The sequence below is a fragment of the Pseudomonas sp. Hz4 genome, assembly GCF_054898165.1.
Genome location: NZ_CM142719.1, coordinates 5,100,938 through 5,115,409 on the forward strand (window position 1 = coordinate 5,100,938; position 14,472 = coordinate 5,115,409).

10 protein-coding genes are annotated in these 14,472 nt (G+C 59.0%); 4 read left to right on the plus strand and 6 right to left on the minus strand.

The genetic code is table 11. The features are described 5' to 3' along the window. Positions 1–55: 55 nt before the first annotated feature. Positions 56–700, minus strand: coding sequence for an MBL fold metallo-hydrolase (locus tag ACYZTR_RS23430; protein ID WP_056740859.1), 645 nt, complete (start codon positions 698–700; stop codon positions 56–58). A gap of 104 nt (positions 701–804) precedes the next feature. Between ACYZTR_RS23430 and ACYZTR_RS23435 the strand changes: the two genes are divergently transcribed. From ACYZTR_RS23435 to ACYZTR_RS23445, 3 genes are read left to right on the plus strand one after another with little or no spacing between them, the layout of a single operon-like run. Beyond that, positions 805–2,694, plus strand: a complete 1,890-nt coding sequence (locus ACYZTR_RS23435; protein WP_461974223.1) for a protein kinase domain-containing protein — start codon at positions 805–807, stop codon at positions 2,692–2,694. A gap of 24 nt (positions 2,695–2,718) precedes the next feature. Further along, positions 2,719–3,393 (plus strand): vWA domain-containing protein, encoded by a 675-nt coding sequence (locus ACYZTR_RS23440; protein WP_461974225.1) that lies wholly within the window; start codon positions 2,719–2,721, stop codon positions 3,391–3,393. Between the two features lie 3 nt (positions 3,394–3,396). Further along, positions 3,397–4,230, plus strand: coding sequence for a PP2C family serine/threonine-protein phosphatase (locus tag ACYZTR_RS23445; RefSeq protein ID WP_461974227.1), 834 nt, complete (start codon positions 3,397–3,399; stop codon positions 4,228–4,230). A 40-nt stretch (positions 4,231–4,270) separates the two neighbouring features. Here the strand turns inward: ACYZTR_RS23445 and ACYZTR_RS23450 are convergent, their stop codons facing one another. The 5 genes from ACYZTR_RS23450 to ACYZTR_RS23470 form a co-directional block, all read right to left on the minus strand. Beyond that, positions 4,271–7,009 (minus strand): LuxR C-terminal-related transcriptional regulator, encoded by a 2,739-nt coding sequence (locus ACYZTR_RS23450; RefSeq protein ID WP_461974229.1) that lies wholly within the window; start codon positions 7,007–7,009, stop codon positions 4,271–4,273. 174 nt (positions 7,010–7,183) lie between these two features. Then, on the minus strand, positions 7,184–8,548 hold the full coding sequence (locus tag ACYZTR_RS23455) for a DUF1329 domain-containing protein (RefSeq protein WP_461974231.1): 1,365 nt from the start codon (positions 8,546–8,548) through the stop codon (positions 7,184–7,186). A gap of 27 nt (positions 8,549–8,575) precedes the next feature. Next, positions 8,576–10,513: a DUF1302 domain-containing protein gene (locus ACYZTR_RS23460; RefSeq protein WP_461974232.1), complete on the minus strand. Its 1,938-nt coding sequence runs from the start codon at positions 10,511–10,513 to the stop codon at positions 8,576–8,578. A gap of 335 nt (positions 10,514–10,848) precedes the next feature. Then, positions 10,849–12,531 (minus strand): fatty acid--CoA ligase, encoded by a 1,683-nt coding sequence (locus ACYZTR_RS23465; protein ID WP_461974234.1) that lies wholly within the window; start codon positions 12,529–12,531, stop codon positions 10,849–10,851. A gap of 241 nt (positions 12,532–12,772) precedes the next feature. Continuing rightward, on the minus strand, positions 12,773–13,402 hold the full coding sequence (locus ACYZTR_RS23470; RefSeq protein WP_461974236.1) for a LysE family translocator: 630 nt from the start codon (positions 13,400–13,402) through the stop codon (positions 12,773–12,775). Between the two features lie 92 nt (positions 13,403–13,494). Between ACYZTR_RS23470 and ACYZTR_RS23475 the strand changes: the two genes are divergently transcribed. Further along, positions 13,495–14,460, plus strand: coding sequence for a 2-hydroxyacid dehydrogenase (locus tag ACYZTR_RS23475; RefSeq protein WP_461974238.1), 966 nt, complete (start codon positions 13,495–13,497; stop codon positions 14,458–14,460). Positions 14,461–14,472 lie beyond the last annotated feature (12 nt).

Consider the following 14,472-nt stretch of genomic DNA (forward strand, 5'->3'; position numbering starts at 1 on the left):
CGTTGGATCATTGCGGATGAAAAAAATTCCGCGACGCCCCTTACAACAGCAGAAATCATGCCCGCACAAAAGGGTTCTCGCGCATTTCATCGCCCAGACGCGTGTCCGGACCATGCCCGGTCACCACCGTCGCCTCTTCATCGAGGGTGTACAGCCGCTGCTTGATCGACCGCACGATGGTCGCCTGATCGCCACCCCACAAATCCGTGCGCCCTACCCCGCGACGAAACAACGTGTCACCGGCAATCAGCAGCTTAGCCTCTGAAAACCAAAAGCTCATGGAGCCCGGCGTATGACCCGGCGTGTGCAACGCGACGCCGCACCCGCACGCCAGTTCTTCATCATCGGCCAACCAGCGATCCGGCGACGGCACCGGCGTGTAAGGCACACCGAACATCTGGCACTGCATCTCCAGGTTGTCCCAGAGAAATTGATCTTCTTTATGCAAATGCAGGGTTGCGCCGGTTTTCTCCTTCAACTGACCAGAAGCCAGGAAGTGATCGAGGTGCGCGTGGGTGTGAATGATGCTGACCACCTTCAGGCCCAGTGCGTCGAGGCGCGCGAGGATCAGTTCGTGATTGCCTCCAGGATCGACCACGATGGCCTTCTTGGTGATCGGATCGCCGATGATCGTGCAGTTGCACTGCAGAGGGCCGACGGGGAAGGTTTCGCGGATGAGGGCTGTATTCGGGGTTTGCATGGGTTTAATCCTGGTGCCAAGGCTGGGTACTGCGGTTGTGATCCGCAAAATTGATAGGTTATCCTCGCGCCGCGCCTATTTTGAAACAAGACGGCAGGAAGCCAATGCCCCCTTCAATGGAACACGTGCTCGTCGATAAAAGCGTCCTTTTTCTGGACCCGGACATTATCAACCGCATTCGCGGCAAGAAGGGTCTGCCCTTTATCGCTCACTCCGATCTTCTGGAGCTTCAGTCCCTGACAAAGGGGCACGAGCAGGTCCACAAAAACGCTCGACAATTTTTCCAGCTTTTCGCCGGCCAGCCTTCGCGACCGCACCGCGCGCTCCCCAAAGGTACAGCACTGCGTCCCGGCGATTTACTGGCCGAATGCGCTTTCGATGGCCAACCGATCTTCGCGCTCAAGCGAACGACGGCGCCACAGGACCAGACCAAGTCGGGTGACGCCGTCGACTTGTGCCGTCACTACGACCTGCTATTACTGACTTGCGATGAGGCGCAACTCATTCAGTGCAAAGCCGCTGATGCCAGAGCCATACGCTGGATCGGCCGCGCGCCGATCGTGCCTTTCGACCAGCCCATGACGCCCCTCGCCACGGCCGATCGTCTTATCCAGAATAAAGGCGCAAGTGTCACGGAAGGTTCGGTGGTAACGACGTCAAGCGGCCGCCGATTAACGCTTGGCAAGTCCATCAGCTCCGGTGGCGAAGGGACGATCTATGCCGTGGCGGGCAACGCAGAAGTGTGCAAGATCTATCACACAGGAAAGCTCAGTATCCGGCGCCGCGAGAAGATCGAGCTCATGGTGACACGCCGAATCGTTGCGCCTGGCATTTGTTGGCCGACCGAGTTGGTTTTCAATGCTGATCAAGAGTTTGTTGGCTATGTGATGCCTCGGGCGGAAGGGAAAACCCTTCAGACCTCGGTATTCGTCAAACCGTTATTGGCGAAAACGTTCCCGCGCTGGACGCGACGAGATCTGGTGAATGTCGCGATTGCGTTTCTGAAACAGGTGCAATACCTGCATTCGCTGAACATCATTGTGGGCGACATCAACCCCATGAACCTGCTCGTCACTCCGGACAGCAACAAGGTCTGGATGGTCGATACAGACAGCTTTCAGATCGATCATTTTCCCTGCGAAGTTGGCACCGTGCCATTCACCGCGCCTGAGATCCAGGGAAACAAATATGGCAAATACCTGCGTACAAAAGATCACGAGCTGTTCGCCATCGCCACCATGCTGTTCATGATCCTGCTGCCAGGCAAACCACCCTATTCCCAACAAGGTGGCGGAACGGCGTCCGACAACATCAAGAACATGAACTTCCCCTATCGATTCAAAAAGGACAGCGGCAAAGGCAAGGTAAGCGTCACGCCGGTGGGTACCTGGCAAAATATCTGGAGTCATTTGCCGTACCTGCTCAAACAGGCGTTCAGCAACACATTCGAAGATAACCAGCGTCGACCGATAGGTGACTGGTTGACGCTACTGGCTCAGTACGGCGAAGAGTTGCGCAAGGGCAAGCATTGCGATGAGCTGTTCCCCGCCGCTTTTCGTATCACCGACCCGGTTGAGGCTGTCTGCGGTAGCTGCAAAAAAACCTACACCGAATCCAGGGCCTGGCTTAAGAAAATGCAGGACTCGGGTAAATCGACTCGATGCGCAGACTGTCAAAAGGCGTCCAAACTGAAACACCTGGCCAGTGAAAGCCAAAAGAAAACCGAGCAGGCAGAGCAGCGAGCGGCGTCACCTCCGGCGGCGGCCATGTCTCGTCCCAATCCGCCGCCGGTACGTATGACAGCACCTGCACCTAAACGCGCCGTGCCTGCTTCTGCGCCAGCGCCTGCCCCCGTGCGCCGGACGCCGACACAACCGCAGCAGCAACCGACTTCCGCCCGACCGCAACCATATCGATCCGCGCCAGCACGCCCGCTCAACCAAGAGAGCATCGTTGTGCGCTGGTTCAAACGACTCTTGAAGCGTTTTTTGTAACGCTCAGCTCAAAAGGATAATCCCATGCAAGAAGACTATCTCCTTCGTCAGGAAGACCTCGCCGAAAACCCGACCACACGCGTGCCCGTTTGCCTCGTGCTGGACGTCAGCGGATCAATGGAAGGCGAACCCATCGCGGAACTGCATTCCGGCGTTCAGATGTTTTTCGAGGCAATTCGTGACGATGAGGTGGCGCAGTATGCCGCTGAAATCTGCATCGTGACCTTCGGTGGGACGGCGCAAAAAGTGCTGGATTTCGGCTCCATCAGTCGTCAGGACGTCCCTGCGTTGGTGGCATCGGGCATGACACCGATGGGGCACGCCGTGAGCATCGCTTTGGACTTGCTGGAAGCACGCAAGGAAGATTATCAACGTGCCGGCGTTGATTATTTCCAGCCCTGGATGGTCCTTATGACCGATGGCGAACCGACAGATGATATTAGCGAGGCGGCCGCTCGCGTGGCCAGCATGATCAGCAAACGCAAACTGACCGTTTTCCCGATCGCGATCGGTGCGGCGGCGAACATACAGTCGCTGGCACAGTTTTCCCCTACACGCCCGCCCCTGCGCCTCAAAGGTTTGCACTTCAGTGAATTCTTTGACTGGTTGAGCCGAAGTGTTTCGCGTGCGTCTCAGTCGACGCCTGGTGACGCGGTGGCGCTGGATATTAAAGGTATCGAAGCCTGGGCAAAGGTCTGAACCATGCCCGAGATCCCGGTAGATTTCAGCTGTAAAACGGCCTGCGCGTTTGTGGCAGGACGCTCGCACCTCAAGACTCATACGCCTTGCCAGGACTATGTCGCGGCCAGAGAGTCCAACGAGGTGACCTGCATTTCATTGGCCGATGGGGCTGGCTCAAAAGCCAGATCCGACATCGGCGCCCAAGTAGCGGTTACGGCTACCCTGGCCTTTGTCTGCAAAAACTTTGAAAGCCTCTGGCAAAACATGGACAAACACAATGCGAAGGCAGCCCAGCGACTGGTTAATCGCTGCCTGGACGCGTTCAGACGCAAATCTGCAAAGCTCGGCGGCGATATCAACGACCTGGCCTGTACCTTGTCGTTTGTCGCTTACTCACGAGGCCGCTACCTGGCAGGCCACTTGGGCGATGGCGTCATCGCAAGCGTTGATGCGGACGGACAACTTCAGGCCCTTTCTCATCCAGAAAATGGCGAGTTCGCTAATACCACCCTGTTTCTGACTGACCATAAAGCGGCATCGCGGCTCAGGTTGTACCGTGGGCAAATCGAAGCCCTGACTGGCTTCGCGATCATGAGCGACGGGACCGCAGAAAGCCTCTATCACAAATCCAGCGGTGTCCTCGCCTCGGCGGTCCAGAAGCTGCTGGAGTGGAATGCAACGTTGCCCAGAAAAAAAATGAGGGAAGTGTTGGGTGACAATCTACAACACTCCATTGCCAGTAAAACCGGAGATGACTGCTCCATAGGCTTACTGTCAATTCTGAAGCACTCCATCGACGTGGGGCAGACATCCGGATGTGACTGTCTCAACGGAGAAATGACCGAAAACCTCTGACCGCAAGACCCAACTTGTTTCGGAGGTCTTCAAACGGCGATTACTGCAATACGCCCAACTCTTTCGCCCTGGCCACCGCCTGCGTACGCCGTTCCACCCCAAGCTTGCTGTTGATATGGCTGGCATGGGTTTTCACCGTGTGCAGCGAAATAAACAGTTGATCGCTGATTTCCTGATTCGAACAGCCTTGGGCGATCAGTCTCAGGACGGCCATTTCCCGCGCACTGAGTTGTTCCGCCGCGGCGGATGACTCTGCTGCGGGACGGGCTGTCACTGCCGGAAGTTTTTCTGAAAGGCTCAATGAAACGGGAGTCGGCACACCGAGTTGAAGCTGGTTACGCAGCCAGTCCGGATGTTCAGCCAACAACCCGTCAAACGGTTGCAGCCCCCCACCGGCCGCCGCCTCCAGGGCTTGAGCCAGCACTTTGCGGGCCTCGGGTTCGCGCCCGCCCCCCAGCAACAACGTCACTTTCTGAGTCAACGCCATCACGCAGAGCATCTGCCTGCCGGTTTGCTGCCCATGCTCAAGCAACGTATTCAATCGTCCTTCGGCCAGCATCGGCTGCCCTTGAATAACCTCCAGCAAGGCCTGCTGCAACTCGATATGCAGCGGCAGTTGCGGATGGAACTCAGGAGGCGCTGCAGCGTGTTCGCCGTTATAGGTCTGGCCCAAGCGAGCGAGCCAGGCTTCGGCCAGATCGGTACGACCCTGGGCTAGCCAGAGCTCGCATTTGACCAGCGTAATCATCGCCAGGTAGTAAATCGGCGGTACGTCCCAGATGTGCATCAAACGCTCGGCTTCCGCGAGTTCGGCAAAGGCTTTGGCAAATTCGCCACTGCTGCCCTCAAGCCTGGCAATCACGCAGTGACCGATCAATACGCTGATGTCGCGACAGGCTCGCGCTTCACTCAAACCGGCTTGCAAACGTGCCCGTGCAGCTTGCGGTTGCAAGCGCAGGGCCAGTAAAAAGCCCTCGTACAAGGTCAGTCGGGCGCGCACCGCATAGAGCCGTTGCGGGGATAACTGTTGCAGGCGTTGCAGGCCCTGACGCACTTCATCCAGCGAACGAAGAATTTCCCCTCGCGCTTGCAGCACGCGAGCGCGGTCGTAATGGGCCAGCGCTTCGAACAGCGGGTTGCCAACCCGTTGCGCCAACTCCAGAGACTCACGGTTCAACCCGCGTGCGCGCCACAAGTCGCCGTCGGCAATGGCCAGGTTGGACAGGGTCGAGAGGCACATCAGGCGTTGCCCGTAGCGTTTGGCCGGCAGGCTCTCCTGCGCTTCGGTGCAATAGAGCAACGTCAGTTCGCGATTGCCGCGCCCGCGAGCGATGATTCCGCTCAGGGCCAGCCATTGCGCCAGCATGGATTTCTGCGCAGTGGCTGACGGGGCCGGCAGGAAGCGGCTCAAATGACTGGACAGTTCCTCGGCGGCGTCCAGCTGACAAGCCAGCCCCAATGCCCAGCTGTACAGCACGATCAGCCGTGGCGTGCTGACCAGCAGGCTGTCGGGCAAGTCCATTTTCCAGCGCAGCAACATGCCAACGTTCTGTTCGGCCAGCAGTTGTTCTTCGGAGAGGTTCTGGACCAGGTTCGCCGCGACATCCAGGTGCCCGGCACGCAACGCCTGCTCGACCGCCTCATCGAGCAGCCCCTGGGCATTGAACCATCGACAGGCGCGCAGGTGCAGGGTGGCCGCCGGCACGATCGCCTGAGCGGTAGGCCGGGTGCGCAGCAGGTCGGAAAACAAATGGTGGTAGCGATACCAGTGACCCTGTTCGTCCAGCGGCACCAGGAACACCTGATGGGCCAGCAGAAAACGCAGGATCTCGGCACTGTCATGGGCTTCGCGAACGGCGTCGCACAGTTCGCTGCAAAAGCGTTCCTGGGGGGCGGTGTCGTAAAGGAATGACTGCACCTCGGCGGGCAGACAATCGATGACTTCTTCGAGCAGGTAATCGCGGATCAGCCCTTCCCCGCCATGCAGCGTCTGCGGCAAAGCACCCTGGGTGCCCGCTTCGGACGCCGCCAACAGCCAGAAACGCAGTCCGGCAACCCAACCTTCGCTGCGCTGGATGAGGCTCTCCAGCGCTTCGCCGCGCAAGGAACTGCTATGACGATCAAGCAGGGTCAAGGCTTCATCGTGAGTCAGGCGCAAGTCCTGTTCATTCAACTCGAGCAGTTGCCGTGACAGCCGCAGGCGCGCCAGATGCCAGTCCGGCCGCTGCCGACTGGTGACCATGACCAGCAAGCCGTCAGGCAGGTGATTGAGGAAAAATTGCAGGCAGCGATCGAGAACCGGGCCCTGAGCCAGATGGTAGTCATCAAGCACCAACAGCAGAGGCGTACTCGATGCCAGGTGCACGGCCAGCTCATCGAGCAAACCGTCCAGCCATTCTTCAAAAGCAAACGGCTGATGCCGCTGCCGCATTTTCAGCAGCCCCAGGGACTGGCTGCCGAGTTGCGGATAATAGTCCTGGAGGCCTTCGAGCAACCGCTCAAGAAAACGCCCTGGATCGCTGTCTCGCGGACTCAACCCCAGCCACAGACTTTGCCAGTGAGCCGGCAAGCCCTGACAGAACTCCACGGCCAACGAACTTTTGCCAAACCCCGCCGGTGCGCTGACCAGCAACAGCCTGCCACCAAGCCCCGCACTCAGGCGCTCGCACAGACGAGGCCGCAGCACATGGCCGTCGGGCAACGGAGGCCGAAAAAAGCGCCCGGCCAGTGCCGCGACGGCAACGCTTGCAGGGCCCGGGTGTGGGGACAGATCAGTCATGGCCGGCTCTTGTTTGAATGGCGGTTGGCGGCGTTGCAGATGTCCGCAGCCTAGCGGTAAACGAAGAGGGAATGAAGGTTATTGCTACAAATGGCTACAAAAAGCCTACGAACAAAAAAACGCCCCGAACCAGTCGGGGCGTTTTTCGAGGATGCGGCCTCTGTTCAGTTCCGCTTAGCGAACACCCTCTTGGCGCAGCGCAGCCGGAGTGAAGTCGCTGGTGGTGGTGGTGAAGCCGAAGTCATACGCCGATTTCTCTTCGTTCTTCATGCCCAATGCCAGGTAGCGGCCCGATTGCAGGTCGTACAAGGTTTCCAGGGTGTACCACGGCACCTGAACGTTGTAGTAGTTCTGGGAGTGAGCTTCCGCCACACGCCACAGTTGATTACGACCGTCGTAGTGGTCGATCACGGCCGCCTGCCAGGTGTCTTCGTCGATGTAGAAGTCACGCTTGGCGTAGATGTGACGCTGACCTTCCTTCAGGGTCGCAACCACATGCCAGACCCGGCGCAGCTCGTAACGAGCCAGGTCCTGGTTGATGTGGCCGGCCTTGATGATGTCGTCGTACTTGAGTTGAGGCGAGTCGAGCTTGTAGCTGTCGGAGGCGATGTACATCTCTTTCTTGCCTTCGAGCTTCCAGTCGTAACGATCCGGCGCGCCGTTGTACATGTCCAGGTTGTCGGAGGTACGCAGGCCATCCGCCGCAGTACCCGGCCCGTCATAGGACACTTGCGGTGCGCGACGCACGCGACGTTGACCGGCGTTGTAGACCCACGCCGAACGCGGCTCCTTCACCTGGTCGAGGGTTTCGTGTACCAGCAGCACACCACCGGCCAGACGTGCCGGCGCGGTCACTTTCTGCTTGAAGTAGAACAGGATGTTGCCCGGGTTCGCCGGATCGTAATCCTTCATCTTGTCGCGGAACACGAACTGGTCCTGGAAGTACACCAGGCTGTACGAGCCATTCGGTTGTGGCGTGGCCTGGGTTACCAGGCGGGTCACGCTGCCGCCGCGATAGCGGGTGATGTGGTTCCAGATGACTTCAACGCCGGTCTTCGGGATCGGAAACGGAACTGCGGTTTCGAAGTTTTCCAGGCCGTTGCCGCCAGACACCAGGTTGGTGCTGGTGGCGTTTTTCTTGATGGAGGCAAACACGGCATCCGGCACGGTGGCGCCGCGATGGGACGGGTAGACCGGAATCTTGAAGGTTTCCGGGTAGCGCTTGAACATCGCGTACTGGCCCGGTGCGAGCTTGTCCTTGTACTGGTCGACGTTCTGCGCAGTGATGGTGAGCAGTGGTTTTTCACTGGAAAACGGGTCAGACAGGAAACCTTTGCCGTCGACAGCGCCGGCGTTTTTCGGCAATGGTTTCCAGGCCGGAATCGAACCGTCAGCATTGCCGGCCATTTCGGCGCCCATCGGGGTCAGGCTCTTGCCCAGTTTGTCCGCTTCGGCCGCAGGGACCGCCGCCATCACGCCGGTCGCCAGCAGCGAAAGTCCCAGAACACCGACTTGGAACAGACTCTTGGTTATTTTCATAGGTGTGTTCGTCCTGATAATCAGTGCTTAGAAGTTCACGCCGAAGCTGAGCGCAACGAAGTCGCGGTCATCCACGGTGGTGTACTTGCCGTCGAAGAAGTTGGTGTACGCCAGGCTTGCGGTGTAGGTGTTCTGGTATTCGGCATCAACGCCCAGGCTGACCGCTTTGCGACCTTCCTCGAAGTTGCCGCCAGGGCCTGGCGAGTAACCGCTCACGTCATGGGACCAGGCCACGTTCGGCTTGAGGTTCACACCGGCGAACACGTCGTTGTAGTCCCAGATGGCACGACCGCGGTAGCCCCAGGAGTTTGCGGTGGTGAATCCGTCGTTTTCACAATAGCGGCTCACGTTGTTTTGTGGTCCACCGGCCAGGGTGCCGCTGTTCAATGTCTGGCACTGACCACCTGGCAACGGGCCCGGGCCGTAGCTCGGGTCACGACCGTAACGCGCTTTGGAAGTGCTTTCCAGACCGCCAACGTGAGTAAAGCCGACCTCGCCCACCAGGATCAGTCGCTCGGCGCCCATCACCTGGTCGAAGAAGTGAGTAAGGGTCGTCTGGAGCTGGGTCACTTCCTTGCGGCGATAGCCTTGTTGATCCTGCCCTGGCGTACCCTGGAGCACGGAAACGTTAGGGTTCAGAGGCGTCAGACCGGAAAAGAGAATGTCGGTGGTGTTGAGCTGAACCGGCGCATTCGGCCGGTAGCTGACTTCACCACTCCACGCAGTACCTGTCGGTAACGTGGTGGAGAAGCTCAAGCCATACAGGCGAATATCTTCAGGGTACTCGACGTAGTAGCTGGAGTTACCGGCCACTGCCAATGGCAACAAAGTCGGTGCCAGGTTACGCGCGACAGCGAGAGGAACACCCCTGGCCACCAGCGAGCCCACCAGGCCCGCCGCGCTGTAAGCGCTCGCCGGAGCACCTTTGCCGCTGAAAATCGGCGCACGGCTGTGGTAGTTCATGAAGTAGGCGCCGAACTCGGTGTCCAGCGGATCGAACATGTATTTGAAGGACACGCCAAATTGACCGCTGTCACGGGCATCGCGATCCGGACCGCGACGAACGATGACACCTTCATCCGGGTCACCCCAGGTCACGCCCCTGGCAGCCAGGGTGTTGATGCTGGCATTACGCAGCGAAGCCGGCAGCCTCGCAGCCGTCAATGCGTTGTTGAGCCCGTTACGGGTGCGCAGTACCGCCAGGTTGTTGTCACAACCATCCGAAATCACGTCCGGTTGCGAGAAGAAGGTGCCGCAGTTGTCGGTAACGGTCTGGTCCCATTCAAGCTGGTAGAAGGCTTCGGTCGAGAGGTTCTCGGTGAGGCTCTGGGACACGTAGAACATGTTGACCGGGATCAGACCTTCCTTGATCTCGGCACCTGGTCGACGGAACGCGGACACGTCGATCGGGTTGATCGAGTTGATGCCGCCGCCGATGAAGGTACTTTCACCCCAACTCACTACTTGCTTGCCCAGACGCACGGAGCCCGGCTGATCGGCAACGGAGTAGTTGTGGTAGACGAAAGCGTCGAGGATCTGGCCGCCGGAGGACTGGGCGCCTTCCTTGCGGTTGCTGTCGCTGATGTCCTTGAAAGGACGGCTTTCGTCCTTGAGTTCGAAGTCGTACCAGTATTTGCCACGGACGAAAACGCCAGTGTCGCCGTATTTCAATTCAAGGTCATGGATGCCCTTGAAGATCTTCGAGAAGGTTTTCCCGCTCTCGAAGTTCAAGTGACCGTCATCGGAAGTCTGGGAGAGGCCGCGACCACCGTTGTTGACGCCGATGAGGTTCTTGTTGGCACTCTCGGTAGACCAACTGGCACCGATCGACAGGGATGAATCGAACTGACCTTCGATTTCACCAACGTTGAAACTGACGCCGAATGCTGGCCCGGCGAGCGTAGAGGCAAGACTGACCGCCAGGGGCAGTTTCGCCCGGCGCCAGAACTGGTTTACTGATGTCATCGACGCTACTCCATGTGCATTATTGTTTTGGCAGTGAGTACTTCTAAAAACGCTGTGGATGACTGGAAGCCAAAGGGTCCCTAAGTCATTCCAAAGATGCATCGCCCCGTTTTGTGCGTTTGCCCCGTTCTTAAAAATCCTTGAGCGGACTATAGCCAGCAGGTAGTACTGCTTGATCCCTCTAAAGTGTGATTTGCAGCTGCCAGCCACTCTGGAACAGTCCTTTGCCAAGCCGACGCCCGTCGGCCCGGCAAGGATGGCTGAAAATTCAGATTAAACAAGCCAAGCGCTTGCTTGGTGGGGCTGGCGTGCCTTTCGGGCACGCCAAATGACGCTTAAAGCGTCGAGAGGAACGTGCTGTTGTTGGCTTGCCATTCGGTGATGTCGACGCGAATACGCTTCTTGTCGAGCTTGCCGACACTGGTCTTGGGAATTTCAGTAACAAGAGCGATCTGGCTCGGGATGGCCCACTTGCTCAGGTGCCCCAATTCCACGAATGGCTTGAGGTGCTCCTTCAACTCCTTCGCCCCGATCACATGGCCTTCGCGGACCACCAGCAGTGCAAACGGGCGCTCGCCCCACTGCGGATCGGCAATCCCCACCACTGCTACTTCGCGTACCGCCACGTGGCGACTGATCAGGTCTTCCAGGTCCAGTGAGGAGATCCACTCGCCGCCGGTCTTGATCACGTCTTTGATCCGGTCGCGAATATCAATCACACCCATGCTGTCCAGGGTCGCCACGTCACCGGTATGCAGCCAGCCCCCAGCCCAGAGCTCGGCGCCCTTTTGCGGTTCGTTGAAATAACCCTCGGTGAGCCACGGCGCACGCAGCACCAGTTCGCCTTGGGTCTCGCCATCGGCGGGCAGGAAGTTGCCATCGGTGTCGACGATCGCCGCTTCCACCAATGGCCCCGGCACACCGGCCTTGATCCGATACGTGGTGCGTTCGTCTTCGGTGCCGGCCATCAGCTCGTCGTTGAGGTGCGCGCACGAGATCAGCGGTCCGGTTTCCGACATGCCGTAAGCGGCGGTCAACTGAATGCCATTGGCCTTGGCGGCTTCGTACAACGTGCGGTTCAACGCACTGCCGCCGATCACAATTTTCCAGCCACCAAAGTCGGTACCTTGCGCGGCCTTGGAATTAAGGAGCATTTGCAGAATGGTTGGCACGCAATGGGAAAAAGTGACCTTCTCCTTGCGCCACAGTTCCACCAGATATTCCGGGTCGTAACGGCCGGGATAGACCTGCTTGAGCCCGAGCATGGTCGCCACATACGGCAGGCCCCAGGCGTGCACATGGAACATCGGGGTGATCGGCATGTAGACGTCGTTGGTGCCCAGCAAACGTACGCTGTCGATGGCACCCATGATGGTCGACACGCCCATGGTGTGCAGCACCAGTTGCCGATGGGTGAAGTACACGCCTTTGGGATTACCGGTGGTGCCGGTGGTGTAGAACGTGGTCGCGACCGAGTTTTCGTCGAAGTCCCGGAAGTCATACTGAGTGCTGGCAGCCGCCAGCAACTGTTCGTACTCGCCGATCAGGTTCGGCAAGTCGGCGGTTTTTTCCGGGAGGTCAGTCAGTAGCAGGGTTTTTTCCACCGTGGTCAGGTGCCCGGCAATGGCCTGGTACAACCCGACGAACTCGCTGTTGACCAGCACAAAGCGGTCCTCGGCGTGGTTCATGGTGTAGAGGATCTGTTCCGGCGACAGGCGCACGTTAATGGTGTGGATCACCGCGCCGATCATCGGGATGGCGAACATGCATTCCAGATAACGATGGCTGTCCCAGTCCATCACCGCCACGGTATCACCAGCCTTGACGCCGGCGGCCGTCAGCACGTTGGCCAGCCTTGCAACCCGTTCAATCAGGGTCGGATAGCTGTAGCGCAACTGGTCGCGGTAAATGATCTCGCGGGTTTTCTCATAGCGAGCGCCGGACATCAGCAGCCGTTTAATCAGCAGCGGATACTGGTAAGCGCCTTCGGCTGGGGGGATAACGCGAGTCTGCAACATAAGTGTCCCTTTTCTGACTGCACGGTCGTGGCTGAAAGTAAGCACTCTAGTGCCCTTGGTCGCCCGCCAAATCAGCCAAAGGAATGATTTGTAACCTCGGACAAATGCTAGCGTTGCGCCGGCATTTGCACGAATCGCCGAACTCACTCCTTTTTAGGAGCCTGCTGCTGGCGAATAAGACGACGCGGTTCGCCAGACACACCGCCTTCGCTGGCACGCCAGCTCCTAGGGCTGCGATCGATCAATGCATCTCGGTGAACGCGAGTTTTACACCGATGGCGATCAGCACGGCGCCCATGGTCCGGTCGAACCAGTGACCCATGCGGGCGAAACCGGCGCGTACGCGTTGCTGGCTGAACAGCATCGCCACCAGGCAGAACCAGAAAGCCGTGGCCGCCGCGAGGTAAACCCCGTAACCCGCCTGCACCGCCAACGGCGTATGCGGATTGATCACCACGGTGAACAACGACAGGAAGAACAGCGTGGCTTTCGGGTTCAGACCGTTGGTCACGAAACCCGACGTGAAGGCGCCGCGAGCCGTGCGCTCACCCGCTTCCTTGTGCAGATCGTCAGCCGCAGATTGGGCCGGTTGCGCGCGCAGGGCCTTGAAGCCGATGTACAGCAAATAAGCGGCAGCCGCCCATTTCAAGGCATTAAACAACACGATCGACTGGGACACGATCAGGCCGATGCCGAGCAGCGAATAGCCAACGTGCAGGAAAATCGCCGTGCCGACACCCAGCGCCGTCCAGGTACCCGCTTGACGACCATGGGTCACGCTCTCTCGCACCACCACGGCAAAGTCCGGGCCGGGGCTGGCCACGGCCAGCAAGTGAATCAGGGCAACGGTCAAAAACTCTGTCCAGTACATGGGGGGATCCTTTTGGCCAAGCGGAACTGTTTGTTTCATCTGTTAGGCTCGGCAGATTACGCCTACAGTTCACTGCACAAAAGGTACAGTTGATGACGACCACTCACCGCGCCGTTTTCCTCGACCACCCGTCCCTGGACCTGGGTGACCTCGACCTCAGCCCGCTGCAGGAGTGTTTCAGCGACTTACAACTATTCGCCCAGACCACGCAAGACCAGGTGATCGAACGCCTCAAGGGCGCCACCGTCGCCATCAGCAACAAGATTCTGATCGACGCCGCCGCCATCGCTGCCAGCCCCGAGCTGAAGCTGATCCTGATCACCGCCACCGGCACCAACAACGTTGACCTCGCGGCTGCCCGCGCCCACGGGATTACCGTCTGCAACTGCCAGGGTTACGGCACGCCATCGGTGGCGCAGCACACGATCATGTTGCTGCTCAACCTGGCCACGCGCCTGGCCGATTATCAGAAAGCCGTCGGTGAAGGCCGCTGGCAGCAAGCGAAACAGTTCTGCCTGCTGGATTACCCGATTGTCGAACTGGAAGGCAAAACCCTCGGTCTGCTCGGTCATGGCGAACTGGGCGGCGCGGTCGCACAACTGGCCGAAGCCTTCGGTATGCGCGTATTGCTCGGCCAGATTCCCGGGCGCCCTGCCCGGCCGGATCGTTTGCCACTGAATGAGCTGCTGCCGCAGATTGATGCGCTGACCCTGCACTGTCCGCTCAACGAACACACCCGCCACTTCATCGGAGCCCGTGAGCTGGCTTCGATGAAACCCGGTGCGTTCGTGGTCAACACCGCACGCGGTGGTTTGATCGACGAACAGGCGCTGGCCGATGCCTTGCGCAACGGTCACCTGGGTGGTGCGGCCACCGATGTGTTGAGTGTCGAGCCGCCGACCGCTGGCAATCCGCTGCTGGCCCATGACATTCCACGGCTGATTGTCACCCCGCACAACGCCTGGGGCAGTCGCGAGGCTCGGCAGCGAATCGTAGGCCAGTTGACCGAAAACGCTCAGGGATACTTCAGCGGTAAAGCGCTGCGGGTCGTCAGTTGATAAACTGCGGCA

Excerpts from the sequence above, each read along its gene's own strand:
- ACYZTR_RS23475 (WP_461974238.1), top strand. The coding sequence starts at position 13,495 with ATGACGACCACTCACCGCGCCGTTTTCCTCGACCACCCGTCCCTGGAC.
- ACYZTR_RS23440 (WP_461974225.1), top strand. The coding sequence starts at position 2,719 with ATGCAAGAAGACTATCTCCTTCGTCAGGAAGACCTCGCCGAAAACCCG.
- ACYZTR_RS23435 (WP_461974223.1), top strand. The coding sequence starts at position 805 with ATGCCCCCTTCAATGGAACACGTGCTCGTCGATAAAAGCGTCCTTTTT.
- ACYZTR_RS23450 (WP_461974229.1), bottom strand. The coding sequence starts at position 7,009 with ATGACTGATCTGTCCCCACACCCGGGCCCTGCAAGCGTTGCCGTCGCG.
- ACYZTR_RS23445 (WP_461974227.1), top strand. The coding sequence starts at position 3,397 with ATGCCCGAGATCCCGGTAGATTTCAGCTGTAAAACGGCCTGCGCGTTT.
- ACYZTR_RS23465 (WP_461974234.1), bottom strand. The coding sequence starts at position 12,531 with ATGTTGCAGACTCGCGTTATCCCCCCAGCCGAAGGCGCTTACCAGTAT.
- ACYZTR_RS23430 (WP_056740859.1), bottom strand. The coding sequence starts at position 700 with ATGCAAACCCCGAATACAGCCCTCATCCGCGAAACCTTCCCCGTCGGC.
- ACYZTR_RS23470 (WP_461974236.1), bottom strand. The coding sequence starts at position 13,402 with ATGTACTGGACAGAGTTTTTGACCGTTGCCCTGATTCACTTGCTGGCC.
- ACYZTR_RS23460 (WP_461974232.1), bottom strand. The coding sequence starts at position 10,513 with ATGACATCAGTAAACCAGTTCTGGCGCCGGGCGAAACTGCCCCTGGCG.
- ACYZTR_RS23455 (WP_461974231.1), bottom strand. The coding sequence starts at position 8,548 with ATGAAAATAACCAAGAGTCTGTTCCAAGTCGGTGTTCTGGGACTTTCG.